We start from the raw sequence: 13,130 nt of genomic DNA, 5'->3' as shown, positions 1-13,130 counted from the left end.
AACAATGACATTGGAATGGCGACCATGACCGGGGCGGGGCCCCGTATCCTGCTGGTGATCGGCGGAGGCATCGCGGCGTATAAATCGTGCGAGCTGGTGCGCCTGATCCGCAAGAATGGCGGCCATGTCACCTGCGTCCTGACAGAAGGCGGGGCGCAATTCGTGACCCCGATGGCCCTCGCCGCCCTTAGCGAGAACGAGGTCCATACCACGCTGTGGGACCTGAAAAACGAAGTCGAGATGGGGCATATCCAGCTCAGCCGCGAGGCGGACCTGGTGGTGGTGTGCCCGGCAACCGCGAACATGCTTGCAAAGATGAGTGCCGGGATCGCCGACGATCTGGCCACCACGCTGATCCTTGCGACCGACAAGCCGGTGCTGGCCGTGCCGGCCATGAACGTGCGCATGTGGCAGCACGAGGCGACACAGCGCAATATCGGGTGGCTGCGCGAGGCGGGCGTGGCCGTGATGGAGCCGGACACGGGTGCCATGGCCTGCGGCGAATTCGGCCCCGGACGCCTGCCGGAACCGGTCGATGTCTGGCGGGAAATCGCGCGCCAGCTGGATATGGAGCCGGGCGATGGTCCGGCCGGGCAAGAGGTCTACGAAGTCGAGGCGCTGGAGCCGGAACCGGAGGTCGAGCCACCGGCGCGGGGCGGCTTGGGCGGATTGCTGTCTTCCATCATCCCTCGCACGACCCGCAGGCGCTCTGCCGAGGAAATCGAGGCCGATTGGGAACAGCCGGCCGAGCAAGAAGCGACTGACACGCCGGATCCCGGCGAACAGGAAGAGGGCCTGGTCGAAGAGCCGCCGGTTCCGGTCCCCGATCCGGTTCCGGCCCCCGCACCGGCAGCGCCCCTTCTCGCGCCCAAGGGCAAGGCGCTTTCCGCACCGCCGACGGACCGGCATGCCATCAATCACGAGGTCGCGACCGGCACTGGTGGCCAGGCGCCGCAGCCATTTTCGGCGGAAAATCCATCGCTCGAAGGGCCGCTGGTCGAGGAAACACCGCTGGAAGCGGATCCGCTGGCCGGGCAACCCGATTTCGAGGCCGAACCGGACCATCGTCCGCTATTCGGCCGGCATGTCCTCATCACGGCGGGCCCCACACGCGAGGCCATCGACCCGGTCCGCTACATCGCCAACCGGTCAAGCGGGAAGCAGGGCTTTGCCATTGCAGCCGCCGCCGCTGCGGCAGGGGCCCGGGTCACTCTGGTGGCAGGCCCGGTGCATCTCGAGACACCTCCCGGCGTCGACCGGATCGATGTCGAATCCGCGCGGGAGATGAACGACGCAGTGCGCAGCTCCCTGCCGTGCGATGTCGCGGTGATGGTCGCCGCCGTGGCCGACTGGCGCACCCGCGATGTCGCGGGCGAGAAGATGAAAAAGCGCGGGTCCGCGCCGCCCGCTCTGCTGCTGGAGGAAAATCCCGACATCCTTGCCAACCTGGCCGCGCACAAGCAGCGCCCCGAATTGCTGATCGGCTTCGCCGCCGAAACCAATGACGTGATCCAGAACGCGAAGGCCAAGCGCAAGCGCAAGGGTGTGGACTGGATCGTGGCCAACGACGTGTCCGGCCCCGTCGGGGAAAGCGTCATGGGCGGCAGCCACAATGCCGTTCACATCGTGCGGGGGCAGGGGGTGGAGGCTCTGCCCGAAATGCCGAAGGATGAGGTCGCCCGGCAACTGGTCGATCGCATTGCAAAGACATTGGAAGGGGATACGGGCAATGACTGACACCATACATGTCCGGATCAAGCGCCTGCCCCACGGGGAAGGGCTGGACCTGCCCGCTTATGCCACGGACGGTGCGGCCGGCATGGACGTGGTGTCGGCCGAGACGGTCGCACTCGCCCCCGGCCACCGGCACGCCGTGGCAACCGGCCTGTCCATCGCCATCCCTGCCGGATACGAAATCCAGGTTCGCCCACGCTCCGGCTTGGCGTTGAAACACGGTATCAGCGTGCCCAATGCGCCCGGCACGGTCGATTCCGACTACCGGGGGGAAGTGAAGATCATCGTGATCAATCACGGGGAAGAGGTCTTCAATGTCGAGCGCGGCGACCGGATCGCGCAGCTCGTGCTGACACCTGTCACGCGCGCCGCATGGGAAGAGGTCGAAAGCCTGGACGATACGGCGCGGGGGACGGGCGGCTTCGGTTCGACCGGCGGCTCGGCAGCCCTCTGATCGCTACGGAATAGCCTGCCAGAAAGGGTAAGAGCGGGCCCATCTTGCGATGGACCCGCTCCCCCTAACGCTTAGGTGCGACCCGAAGCGCTCGAGTTCCGCCTTGTCTCAATCGACGCGGCGAACCTTTGTCTCTTCCGGCTTTATCGAAATACGAAGCGTTTCGCCAGAGCGGCCGGGAAAATCTGTGAACATAGCTTCGACGAGGTTCGGGACCAGGTATTGCAGGCGGTTGCTGGTCGACAGGGCCTGCGCCTTGCCTTCGAACAGGCGCTCGCCGCTGGCCGTATCGTCGATCTTCATATCGATACCGCTGGTATAGACGGTGTAGCTGCGAACATCGTTCGCGCCGAACCACGGATCGTAATACCCGTATCCCCATGCCGCGGTCGGGCGATAGAAGCCGCGATGGCGATAGAGGCGGGTGCGGTAATAGGGGCTGTGCCCGTACCACGGATCGAAGAACGGATCGCGTGCGAAGCCGGTGGAGCGAACCCGCTCCCGCCCGTTATCGACACCGTAGTCGAACCGTACCAGAAGGCTGGCGGTTTCCGGCGATGCTGCAGGGGTATAACCCAGCGCACTCATCTCCTCGCCCACGAGAGACGCATACTGCGAGAACTCGAGGCCGCTGGCGAGCGACGGATCGTCCGCCACGACCGCATAGGTCTGTCCCTGCGGCGCGGGGAGCTGGGTGGCGAAGCGCGAAACATCGGCATTGAAGCCGGTCGCACAGGCGGACAGGCCGGCCAGCATCAGGGGTGCGGCGGCAAACTGCATCAGGCGTTTTCTGGAAATCGAATTCATGACACGGCCCTCGAAAAAGAAACAGGCAGGACGCCTGGCTTCCCCCCGCCCGGCGTCGACTTACCCTTGAACTGGTGCTGGTCTACGCGAAGCGGCCTGAACCCCTATTGAACCCACGGCCTATCAAATGTTTCCCGCGGTCCGGAAAATACAAGTGATTTCAATGCCATGGATCAGGGGCGAAGCAGGCCCAGCGCCTCATAGGCCGCCGACAGGGTAGGCGCAGCGGCCTCGCGGGCGCGGGCGGCACCGCGGGCGAGGATCGCATCGAGCGCTTCGCGGTCGTCCAGCAGGTCGTTGAGCCTGCCCGAAATGGGCTTCAGCGTCTCGACCATCAATTCGCCCAGGGCAGGCTTGAACTTGCCGAAACCCTCGCCGCCGAAATCCGCCAAGACACCTTCGGGCGTCGTATCGGCGAGAGCGGCGTAGATCGTGACGAGGTTCAGCGCCTCGGGCCGATCGGCAAGCCCGCCCAGCTCGGACGGCAACGGTTCCGGATCGGTCTTGGCCTTCTTCACCTTCTTCATGACGGTGTCGGCATCGTCGACCAGTTCGATCCGGCTCATTTCCGAGACATCGGACTTGCTCATCTTCTTCGATCCGTCGCGCAGGCTCATGATCCGGGCGGCCTGCGGCGGATTGATCGGTTCGGGCAGGGTGAAGACCGGGGCCTCGTTCCCGTCCGCATCGTGCGGTGCGAAGTCGTGATTGAACTTGGCCGCGATATCGCGCGCCAGTTCCAGATGCTGCTTCTGGTCCTCGCCCACCGGCACGTGGGTCGCCTGGTACAGCAGCACGTCGGCCGCCTGCAGCACGGGATAGGTGAACAGGGCCGCGCTCGCTCCTTCGCGGTTCTTGCCGCTCTTGTCCTTGAACTGCGTCATGCGGTTGAGCCAGCCCATCCGGGCGGTTCCGTTCAGCAGCCATTGTAGCTCTGCATGGGCAGGCACCTGCGCCTGGTTGAACAGGGTCGAGCGGGCCGGATCGATTCCGCAGGCCACCAGCGCGGCGGCCATTTCCAGCGTGCCGCTTTTCAGCTCTGCCGGGTCGTGCGGCATGCTGATGGCGTGCAGGTCGGCGAGGAAGAAGAAGCATTCCTGCCCGTCCTCCAGCTCGTCCTGCATCCGCACCCAGTTGCGGATTGCGCCGAGATAGTTTCCGAGATGCAGATTGCCGGTGGGCTGGATGCCGGAGACGACTCGCATTGTGGGGCGCATGGAAAATCCGTTCGAAGGGCTGTTTGAGCTCAGGTCTGCCGGCGCATTAGGCGCAGGACCGTCGCCTTGTCGAGAACGCGCAGGGCCGCAGCCGCCAGCACGAAGCTGACGAGGCCGACCAGCATGATGCCGATGATGGCACCTGCACGTTCCAGCGCGGAGCCTGTGAACAGGCCTTCGCCGTAGGGCATGGCGAACCACAGGACGACGCCCATTGCCAGCGCCGACAGCGCGATGCGGGCCAGTCGCCAGAGGATCATCGACTGGAGCCGGAAGAAGCCGCGCCTGTTGAGGATAGCGTAAAGCAGGGCGACGTTCACCCACGCCCCGATCGAGCCTGCGACGGCCAGCGCCAGCACGCCGATGCGGGGCACGAGATAGATGTTGAGCGCGACCGTCACAACCAGCGATGCGGCCGCGGTATAGACCGGTGTGCGCGTATCCTTGCGCGCGAAGAAATTCGGCGTCAGCACCTTTACCAGCACATAGGCCGGCAGCCCGATGACGAGGCCGGAGACGACCGTGCCCGTGACCAGCGCATCTTCCAGCGTGAACGCCCCGCCGACGAAGAAAACGCGAGTAAACGCGCTGCCGGTGATGAACAGAGCGACCGCGCTCGGCAGGGTCAGCAGCATCGCCAGCTCCACCGCGTTGGATTGCAGGCGCTGCGCCTCGTCGCCTTCGTCGCGGCTGACATGGCGGCTGAGCGCAGGCAGGATCGCCGTGCCCAATGCGATGCCGATGATGCCGAGAGGCAACTGGTTCCACCTGTCGGCCATGGCGAGGTAGGTGATCGACCCTTCGGGCAACTGGCCCAGGAAGAACAGGTCGATGAAGCGGCTGATCTGGTAGACCCCGGCGCCGAACACGGCCGGCAGGATCAGGATGCCCAGCTGCTTCACATCCCCTGTTATGCGGGGACGGGCAAGGCGGATATGGAAGCCCGCCTTCCTCATCCAGTATCCCAGCCACAGCAATTGCAGCAGGCCGGAAACGGATACCGCCACGCTGAGGAAAAGACCCGTGGACTGGCGCGTTGCTTCGCTGTCCGATTGCAAGGCGCCCCAAGCAAGCGCGCTGATCAGGCAGATGTTGAGGAGGATCGGTGCTGCCGCCGCTGCGCCGAAGCGCGACAGGGAATTGAGCGTGGCGCCCACCAGCGTCGCAAGGCTCATGAACAGCAAATACGGGAAGGCGATCCGGCCCATCGTGACGGCCAGTTCCCAGTTCTGCCCGTCGGCTCTCAGCTCGTCGCTGGCAAAGGCCTGCAGCACCCACGGCATTGCCAGCATCATGAGCGCGCCGAACACGACCAGGATTGGCAACAGCACGGCGAGCACCTGGCTGGCGAACCGTTCCGCGTCGGACCAGTCGTCGCCTTCCTTCATGTGCCGGTTGAACAGCGGCACGAAAGCGCTGGCAAAGGCGCCTTCCGCGAACAGGCGGCGGAAGATGTTGGGCAGCTGGAACGCCAGCTGCCACGCATCGGCCACGCCGCCCGCGCCCAGCACGCGGGCCAGCATGACGTCGCGCACGAAACCGAAGACGCGGCTGACCATGGTCAGGCCGCCGATGGTTCCGACATTCTTGAGCAGGCTCATGGCCTTACGCCTCTCGCGGTGGGCGGTTGTGGAAGCGGGGGCGCGTCAGGCGGCCCGGATCAGGCCTGCCCGGCCGGCGGGGCGGTTTCGCCGCCCGCAGCCGCTTCCTCGCGCGCCTTTTCGTCGAGGCGCTGCATGTAGAGCGCGTTGAAATCGATGGGATCCAGCATCAGCGGCTGGAAACCGGCATCGCGCGAGGCGTCGGAAATGATGGCACGGGCGAAGGGGAACAGGATGCGCGGCGCCTCTGCATAAAGGAAAGCGTGGGCCTGTTCGTCGGGAACGTTGCGGATGGCAACGAGGCCGGCATAGACCAGTTCGATCGCGTACAGGACGCCGCTGTTGGACCGCGCGCTGGCATTCAGCTTCAGTTCGACTTCGTGGACGCCGTCGCCCGCTTCGTTCGCGCCGATATTGAGCTGCAGGTCGATCTGCGGCTGCTCGTTCCACTGGAAGGATGTCGGCGCGTTCGGATTCTCGACCGAGAAGTCCTTGATATACTGGGTCAGGAACCCAACCGAAGGCTGGTTGTCCGCGCCGTTGCCGGTCGCTGCGGGATCGAGATCGAGATCGGTGAGGACGTCGCCTTGGTCGGCCATGGCTTGTTCGCTTTCTTCTGGGTGTTCTGGTGGTCTGGAATGGCCTGCGCGCCTAGCACCATGCAGCGGGGGCGGCAACAATTCGCGCTGGCCGGTCGGTGCGCCGTCGGCCCGCCCATCCGGTGCGCGCCACGCCCCGTCCGCACGGCCAATAGTTCACGTTGTGGAATTGTCACCATTCCCTATGTATGGAGGGTCTGCGGGCAAAGGCCCGAGTGGCTGCCGCCCGGCCTGCGATTGGGCGATGAAAGTTAAGGGTAAACAGTGATTGTCGAGATCGTAATCCTTGCCATGATTGCCGCCTTCCTGGGATTGCGGCTCTATTCCGTGCTGGGTAACCGTGCCGAGCACGAGGAAGAGGCGATCCCGCGCCGGTTCGATGCCGGTGACGAGCTTGCGAAAGACAATCCCCCCGTCGTCCAGCTGAAGCCTGCGGTAACCGACGAACAGCCTGCCACGGCGATGCTACCGGTTGTCGAGCAGGGCGTGCGCGCGATTTCCGCAGCAGACCGCAATTTCGACGTGCTCGGCTTCATCGAAGGGGCCAAGGGCGCCTATGGCATGATCCTCGAGGCGTTCTGGACCGGCGACAAGGAAACGCTGCGCGAGCTGTGCGACGACGACGTCTATGCAGGCTTCGCAGGGGCGATCGACGCGCGGACCGAAGCGGGCGAAACGATGGACAATACGCTGATCCGGATCGAGGACGCGACCATTCGCGACGCCGAGCTGGATGGCCGCGAAGCGCGCGTTACCATGCGCTTCGTCTCGGATATTGCCGCCGTCACGCGCGATCGCGACGGCAATCTGGTGGCCGGCTCGCTCGACGATGCGATCGAAAGCCGCGACATCTGGACCTTCGCCCGCAATGTCGATGCCGCCGGTCCCGACTGGCAGCTCGTCGAAACCGACGAGGGCTGAGGCAAGGCCAGGCTCCATAGGAGCCGGAATTGAACGAGGGGCCCCTGGGACTATGCGTCACGCGCTGAATGGTCTGGCACTGGCAGCGCTGGCGGGGCTCGTCAGCTGTGTCGGTGCCGGGACCGATCCGAAACCGCCAAGTCCGGTCATCGCGCCGCCACCTGTCCCCGAAGTGCAGAGCGCCGCGTTTCTCGGCGTGGAGCGCGGGCCGGCTGTGTCGAGCCTGCCGGTCACCGATGCCGACGCCAATGCCGCGCTGGCCGCGTTCCTCGAAAGCTGTAGCTGGGCAACGGGCAAGGACGACAAGAGCGGACTGACGCGACCTGCCGACTGGCAGGCTGCCTGCACTGCGGCGCGGACCGCCCGATACGACCGGGGCCGCGCATTCTTCGCAGAACACTTCGACACCGTGCGTATCGGCAATGGCGAGGCATTCGCCACCGGATATTTCGAGCCGGAACTGCGCGGCAGCCGGACCCGCGCGCCGGGCTACGACGTACCGGTCTACCGCGTGCCGGACGACCTGACGCGCGCATGGCCAGCGGACATGGCGGCGGCCGAGCGGACGGGCAGCCCTCCGCGGGGCCGCTTTGACGAGACCGGCGCCTTCGTGCCCTATTGGGACCGCGAGGCCATCGAGCTGGGCGCGCTCGCCGGACGGGGTCTGGAGATTGCCTGGGCTGCCGATGCGATCGAGTTCTTCTTCCTGCAGATACAGGGTTCTGGCCTGCTGCGCCTGCCGGACGGGTCGCTGATGCGTATCGGCTATGCCGACCAGAACGGACGCGGATATACCGCCATCGGGCGCACGCTGAAAGATCGCGGCGAGATCGGCGAAGGCACGGACTATGCCGTCAGCATGCAGGGCATCATCGATTGGCTGCGCGATCATCCCGCACAGGCGCCCGGTGTCATGCGCGAGAACCAGAGCTGGATATTCTTCCGCGAGCTGGCGACGGACGGTCCGCTCGGCTCCATTGCCGTGCCGGTGCGGGGCCGCGACAGCGTGGCCGTGGACCCGCGGTTCGTGCCTTACGGCGCGCCGGTATTTCTCGATATGGACAGCGATGTGGCCGACGGCCTGTGGGTTGCGCAGGACACGGGCGGCGCGATCAAGGGCGCGAACCGGTTCGACACCTTCTGGGGCAATGGTGCCGATGCGCGCCGCATCGCCGGCGGTATGTCAAGCGGCGGACAGGCGCTGATCCTGCTGCCCAAGGGCTCGGTCGCACGCCTGCTGGCGCGCTGAGGCGCTCGGCGTGACCCATCCGGGAGGCCTGAGCCAGTCCGAGGCGGAAGCGTGGGAGAAGCTGGCGAAGACAGTGGTGCCCCTGCACCCCCGCGTTTCGCAAAAGTCCACGGCGACAGAAGGCGGCGGGACACCGGGCCGTATCGTCAAGACACCGCCGAAATTCGTGAAGCCGGCCCGCCGCCTGCCATCGTCCGGCAAGTCAGCGAATACGCCGATGTCTTCACCTCCTTCCGCTGCGGGGCGGAGCCCGCGCGGCAATCTGGACTCGCACTGGGACCGCAAGCTCAAGAGCGGCGACATCGTGCCGGATTTCTCCCTGGACCTGCACGGGCACGGCCTCGACGCTGCGTGCAGGCGCCTGATGGACGGCATGTTCCAGGCGCGCGCTACCGGGGCGCGGGTCGTGATGATCGTGACCGGCAAGCCGCGTCCCGTCGATGCGGCCGACAGGGGGACCAGCCGCGGCGCCATCCGGGCGAAAATCCTCGACTGGCTCGCGGCGAGCGAACATGGCGCGTCCATCGCCGCCATACGAAAGGCGCACCGCCGCCACGGGGGCGACGGTGCGCTCTACATCGTCCTTAAGCGCGGAAGCTGAGGGTCTACTCGGCAGCTTCCTTCATGGCGGCGCCTTCACCGGAGATGGATAGCGCGCTCGCCATGCCGGGCGCTTCGGATTTTCCGCCGATCATGTCGCGGACCGTCTTCTCGATCCGCTCGCCGATGTCGGCATCGACGTTCTTCCAGTAGTCGAACGCCCGGACCAGCACCTTCTCCGAAACGCCGTCAGCAAGGTGGCCGGACACGTTGGAGACGAAACGGTCGCGCTGTTCGTCGTCCATGACCTCGCGCACCAGAATGCCCGCCTGCGACCAGTCGTCGTCCTTCGGTCGCAGCTTGTAGGCCGTGCGAACCATGTCGCCATCGGCGTGCCATAGTCCTGCTTCCGGGCCGGTATCGGGCTGGGCAGCAGGGCCGCCATAGGAATTGGGCGAATAGACCGGATCAACTGCGTTGACAGTCCGCATGGCGCCGGCCCGCGAATAGGAATTGACCTTCGCATTGCGCGCCGCGTTCACGGGGATCTGCTTGTAATTGACACCCAGACGGTGGCGGTGCGCGTCGGCATAGCTGAACCCGCGTGCCAGCAGCATCTTGTCGGGGCTGAGGCCGATGCCAGGCACCATGTTGTTCACTTCGAATGCAAGCTGTTCGATCTGCGTATCCCAGTCGACCGGATTTTCGTTCAGCACCAGCTTGCCGACCTCCATCAGCGGATAATCCGCGTGCGGCCACGTCTTGGTCAGATCGAACGGGTTGATGTCGTAGGTCTTCGCATCGTCCCACGGCATGATCTGCCATTTCAGCGTCCAGCTGGGATAGTTGCCCTCGTGGATGGCGTCGAACAGGTCGCGGCGATGATAGTCGCTGTCTTCGCCCGCTTTCTTCACGGCCTCTTCCTGCGTCAGATGGGCATTGCCCGACTGATCGCCGACATCGGTGTGGAAGTGGAACTTGACCCAGAATTTCTCGCCGTCGGCATTCACCAGGCTGTAGGTGTGGCTGCCATAGCCGTTCATCTCGCGCCAGTTCTTCGGTACGCCGCGATCGCCCATCAGATAGGTAACCTGGTGCGCGCTTTCCGGGCTGAGCGTCCAGAAATCCCACATCATGTCGTGATCGCGCAGACCATTGTCGGCGCGCCGTTTCTGGCTGCGGATGAAGTTCTGGAACTTCAGCGGGTCGCGGATGAAGAAGATCGGCGTGTTGTTGCCGACCATGTCGAAATTTCCGTCCTCGGTATAGAACTTGACCGAAAAGCCGCGAGGATCGCGCCACGTATCGGGGCTGCCGCGTTCCCCGGCGACGGTCGAGAAGCGCATCGCGACATCGGTCTTCACACCCTTCTGGAAAAGTGCGGCCTTGGTGTATTTCGACACGTCCTGCGTGGTTTCGAAATAGCCGAACGCGCCCGAACCCTTCGCATGGGGCTGGCGCTCGGGAATGCGTTCCCGATTGAAATTCGCCATCTGCTCCAGCAGGTAATGGTCGTTCAGGACGATGGGGCCATCGCTTCCGACGGTCAGGGAATGCTCTTCGCTCTGGACCCGGATTCCAGCATCCGTGGTCGTGGGCGGGACGGTCTTTTTGCTCATGATTTGAACCTTCTATCGCGAGTACCGGGATTAACGCGGCAAGGCCTCTTTGGGTCCGACCGGCGCATAAAAAAGCCCCCGGCGTAAACGCCGAGGGCTTTCTGCGACCCGAGGGTTTTCCCTTCAGGAAGGTCGATCACGCAATGTCGAAACGATCGGCATCCATGACCTTTGTCCAGGCACTAACGAAGTCGCGCACGAAGCGTTCCTCGCCGCCGGTTTCGGCATAGGTTTCCGCAACCGCGCGCAGCTGGGAATTCGATCCGAAGACGAGATCCGTACGCGTGGCGCGGTACTTTTCCTCGCCCGACGCACGTTCCTTGCCGACGAATTCCTCGTCGCCGCTCTCGTCTACGACTTCCCAGACCGTGCCCATGGAGAGCAGGTTGACGAAGAAATCGTTGCTGAGCGTGCCGACGCGGTCGGTCAGGACGCCGAGCTTGGCACCGTGGACCGAGTGGTTGCTGTTCGCACCCAGCACGCGCATGCCGCCGAGCAGCGCTGTCATCTCGGGGATGCTGAGGCCGAGCAGGTGCGCCCGGTCGATCAGCATGTCCTCGGTCTTCACGCTCGCCTTGGTCTTGAGGTAGTTGCGGAACCCGTCGGCGAAAGGCTCGAGCGGCTCGAAGCTCTCCGCATCGGTGTGCTCGTCGGTCGCATCGCCGCGGCCGGTCGTCACATCCACGCCGACCGAGTGGCCGCCATCCTTGGCCGCCTTCTCGATTGCCGCTGCACCGGCCAGCACGATGGCATCGGCCATCGACAGGTCGCCGCGAATGGCGTCCAGCTTCGAGAGGACCTTCGACAATTCCTCGGGGTCGTTGACCGCCCAGCCCTTCTGCGGAGCGAGTCGGACGCGGGCACCGTTGGCACCGCCGCGGTGGTCCGAATTGCGATAGGTCGAGGCCGAAGCCCATGCTGCCTTCACGAGCTCCGAGACGGTCAGGCCGCTATCCATCACCTTCGACTTGAAGTCGGAAACCGCGCTGTCCGAGGGCTTCGTGCCGGCCGGGACCGGATCCTGCCAGATCAGGTCCTCTTCCGGCACTTCGGGACCGTGGTAGCGGGCCTTGGGGCCCAGGTCGCGGTGGCACAGCTTGAACCAAGCGCGGGCGAAGGCATCGTCCAGCGCCGCCTGGTCGTCGCGGAAACGCTCGGAAATCTTGCGGTATTCCGGGTCGCGCTTCAGCGCCATGTCGGCCGTCGTCATGATGGTCGGGACCTTCTTGGACGGGTCGCGAGCATCGGGGGCCATGTCGGCTTCTTCCGGGTCGATCGGGGTCCACTGGTTGGCCCCGGCGGGCGACTGGGTCAGCTCGTATTCGTACTTGAACAGCAGGCGGAAATAGTCATTGCCCCACTCGGTCGGGTTGGGCGTCCACGCACCCTCGATGCCCGAAGTGGTGATGTGGCCCTTGCCGATTTCCTCGGGGTCGGTCAGCCAGCCGAAGCCCATCGTGTGCAGCTTCTCGCCTTCGGGCGCCTTGCCGAAGGTGTCGGACGGGGCCGCGCCGTGGCACTTGCCGAAGGCGTGACCGCCGGCGGTCAGCGCGACGGTTTCCTCGTCGTTCATGGCCATGCGGGCGAAGGTTTCGCGCATGTCGCGGGCCATTCCTTCGGGATCGTGCGGATTGCCGCCCGGACCTTCGGGGTTGACGTAGATGAGACCCATCTGGATCGCCGCGAGCGGGTTTTCCAGCGCCTTGCCTTCATCGGGGATGATGCGGGTCTCGACGCCTTCGTCGACCCATTCCTCTTCCGTGCCCCAATAGGTGGTTTCAGGCTCGAACACGTCGGCGCGGCCGCCGCCGAAGCCGAAGACCGGGCCGCCCATGCTTTCAATGGCGACATTGCCGGTCAGGATGAAGAGGTCGGCCCAGCTGATATGCTTGCCGTATTTCTGCTTGATCGGCCACAACAGGCGGCGCGCCTTGTCGAGGTTGCCGTTATCCGGCCAGCTGTTGAGCGGGGCAAAACGCTGCTGCCCGCTCGACGAACCGCCGCGCCCGTCGCCCGTGCGATAGGTGCCGGCTGCGTGCCATGCCATACGGATGAAGAACGGGCCGTAATGGCCGTAATCCGCCGGCCACCAGGCCTGGCTGTCGGTCATCAGCGCCTTCAGGTCAGCCTTCAGCGCATCGTAGTCGAGGGCATTGAAAGCCTCGACGTAATTGAAGTCTTCGCCCATCGGGTCGATGCCCTTGCCACCCTGCGTGAGGATGTCGAGCTGCAGCGAGTCCGGCCACCAGTCGCGGTTGGTCCGGCCCAGAAGGTCGCGAACTCCGCCATTGCCGGTGAAGGGGCAGCCACCGCTGATATCGCCTGTCTTAGCATCCATTATCGTTCTCCATTCGCTCGGAATCGTATCTGTGATGGAGATGGTATGCGA

Annotated in this window: 11 protein-coding genes; 5 read left to right on the top strand and 6 right to left on the bottom strand. The window is 64.9% G+C overall.

The window, feature by feature from the left end:
- Nucleotides 1-15: 15 nt before the first annotated feature.
- Both ACGHJ7_RS09135 and dut read left to right on the top strand, forming a co-directional pair.
- Nucleotides 16-1,737, top strand: coding sequence for a bifunctional phosphopantothenoylcysteine decarboxylase/phosphopantothenate synthase (locus ACGHJ7_RS09135; protein ID WP_390476569.1), 1,722 nt, complete (start codon nt 16-18; stop codon nt 1,735-1,737).
- Nucleotides 1,730-2,188, top strand: coding sequence for a dUTP diphosphatase (gene dut / locus ACGHJ7_RS09130; protein WP_390476567.1), 459 nt, complete (start codon nt 1,730-1,732; stop codon nt 2,186-2,188). Before ACGHJ7_RS09135 ends, dut begins: the two co-directional genes overlap by 8 nt.
- Nucleotides 2,189-2,296: 108 nt before the next feature.
- Here the strand turns inward: dut and ACGHJ7_RS09125 are convergent, their stop codons facing one another.
- From ACGHJ7_RS09125 to secB, 4 genes are all read right to left on the bottom strand, one after another.
- Nucleotides 2,297-2,995 (bottom strand): DUF4136 domain-containing protein, encoded by a 699-nt coding sequence (locus tag ACGHJ7_RS09125; RefSeq protein ID WP_390476565.1) that lies wholly within the window; start codon nt 2,993-2,995, stop codon nt 2,297-2,299.
- Between the two features lie 173 nt (nt 2,996-3,168).
- Nucleotides 3,169-4,200, bottom strand: coding sequence for a tryptophan--tRNA ligase (gene trpS, locus ACGHJ7_RS09120; protein WP_390476563.1), 1,032 nt, complete (start codon nt 4,198-4,200; stop codon nt 3,169-3,171).
- Nucleotides 4,201-4,241: 41 nt separating this feature from the next.
- Nucleotides 4,242-5,813, bottom strand: a complete 1,572-nt coding sequence (gene murJ / locus ACGHJ7_RS09115) for a murein biosynthesis integral membrane protein MurJ (RefSeq protein ID WP_390476561.1) — start codon at nt 5,811-5,813, stop codon at nt 4,242-4,244.
- Nucleotides 5,814-5,872: 59 nt separating this feature from the next.
- Nucleotides 5,873-6,412, bottom strand: coding sequence for a protein-export chaperone SecB (secB, locus tag ACGHJ7_RS09110; RefSeq protein WP_390476559.1), 540 nt, complete (start codon nt 6,410-6,412; stop codon nt 5,873-5,875).
- A 264-nt stretch (nt 6,413-6,676) separates the two neighbouring features.
- Between secB and ACGHJ7_RS09105 the strand changes: the two genes are divergently transcribed.
- Genes ACGHJ7_RS09105 through ACGHJ7_RS09095 form a run of 3 tightly spaced genes read left to right on the top strand, consistent with a single transcriptional unit; the run spans nt 6,677 to nt 9,183 of the window.
- On the top strand, nt 6,677-7,333 hold the full coding sequence (locus ACGHJ7_RS09105) for a Tim44/TimA family putative adaptor protein (protein WP_390476557.1): 657 nt from the start codon (nt 6,677-6,679) through the stop codon (nt 7,331-7,333).
- Nucleotides 7,334-7,385: 52 nt separating this feature from the next.
- The gene (locus tag ACGHJ7_RS09100) at nt 7,386-8,582 is read left to right on the top strand and encodes a murein transglycosylase A (RefSeq protein WP_390476555.1); all 1,197 of its coding nucleotides are present in this window, start codon (nt 7,386-7,388) and stop codon (nt 8,580-8,582) included.
- 10 nt (nt 8,583-8,592) lie between these two features.
- The gene (locus ACGHJ7_RS09095) at nt 8,593-9,183 is read left to right on the top strand and encodes a Smr/MutS family protein (RefSeq protein WP_390476553.1); all 591 of its coding nucleotides are present in this window, start codon (nt 8,593-8,595) and stop codon (nt 9,181-9,183) included.
- Nucleotides 9,184-9,187: 4 nt separating this feature from the next.
- Here ACGHJ7_RS09095 and ACGHJ7_RS09090 read toward each other — a convergent pair whose 3' ends face one another.
- Entirely contained in the window at nt 9,188-10,741 is a 1,554-nt protein-coding gene (locus tag ACGHJ7_RS09090) for a catalase (RefSeq protein WP_390476551.1), read from the bottom strand.
- Nucleotides 10,742-10,877: 136 nt separating this feature from the next.
- Nucleotides 10,878-13,079, bottom strand: coding sequence for a catalase/peroxidase HPI (katG, locus tag ACGHJ7_RS09085; RefSeq protein ID WP_390476549.1), 2,202 nt, complete (start codon nt 13,077-13,079; stop codon nt 10,878-10,880).
- Nucleotides 13,080-13,130 lie beyond the last annotated feature (51 nt).

Origin of the sequence: Altererythrobacter sp. MTPC7 (assembly GCF_042851395.1) — a bacterium.
Taxonomy (GTDB): domain Bacteria; phylum Pseudomonadota; class Alphaproteobacteria; order Sphingomonadales; family Sphingomonadaceae; genus CAJXSN01.
This window is presented reverse-complemented; position numbering and strand designations above follow the sequence as displayed.

Coding starts and splice junctions, on each gene's coding strand:
- ACGHJ7_RS09135 (WP_390476569.1), top strand. CDS start 16: ATGGCGACCATGACCGGGGCGGGGCCCCGTATCCTGCTGGTGATCGGC.
- dut (WP_390476567.1), top strand. CDS start 1,730: ATGACTGACACCATACATGTCCGGATCAAGCGCCTGCCCCACGGGGAA.
- ACGHJ7_RS09125 (WP_390476565.1), bottom strand. CDS start 2,995: ATGAATTCGATTTCCAGAAAACGCCTGATGCAGTTTGCCGCCGCACCC.
- trpS (WP_390476563.1), bottom strand. CDS start 4,200: ATGCGAGTCGTCTCCGGCATCCAGCCCACCGGCAATCTGCATCTCGGA.
- murJ (WP_390476561.1), bottom strand. CDS start 5,813: ATGAGCCTGCTCAAGAATGTCGGAACCATCGGCGGCCTGACCATGGTC.
- secB (WP_390476559.1), bottom strand. CDS start 6,412: ATGGCCGACCAAGGCGACGTCCTCACCGATCTCGATCTCGATCCCGCA.
- ACGHJ7_RS09100 (WP_390476555.1), top strand. CDS start 7,386: ATGCGTCACGCGCTGAATGGTCTGGCACTGGCAGCGCTGGCGGGGCTC.
- ACGHJ7_RS09090 (WP_390476551.1), bottom strand. CDS start 10,741: ATGAGCAAAAAGACCGTCCCGCCCACGACCACGGATGCTGGAATCCGG.
- katG (WP_390476549.1), bottom strand. CDS start 13,079: ATGGATGCTAAGACAGGCGATATCAGCGGTGGCTGCCCCTTCACCGGC.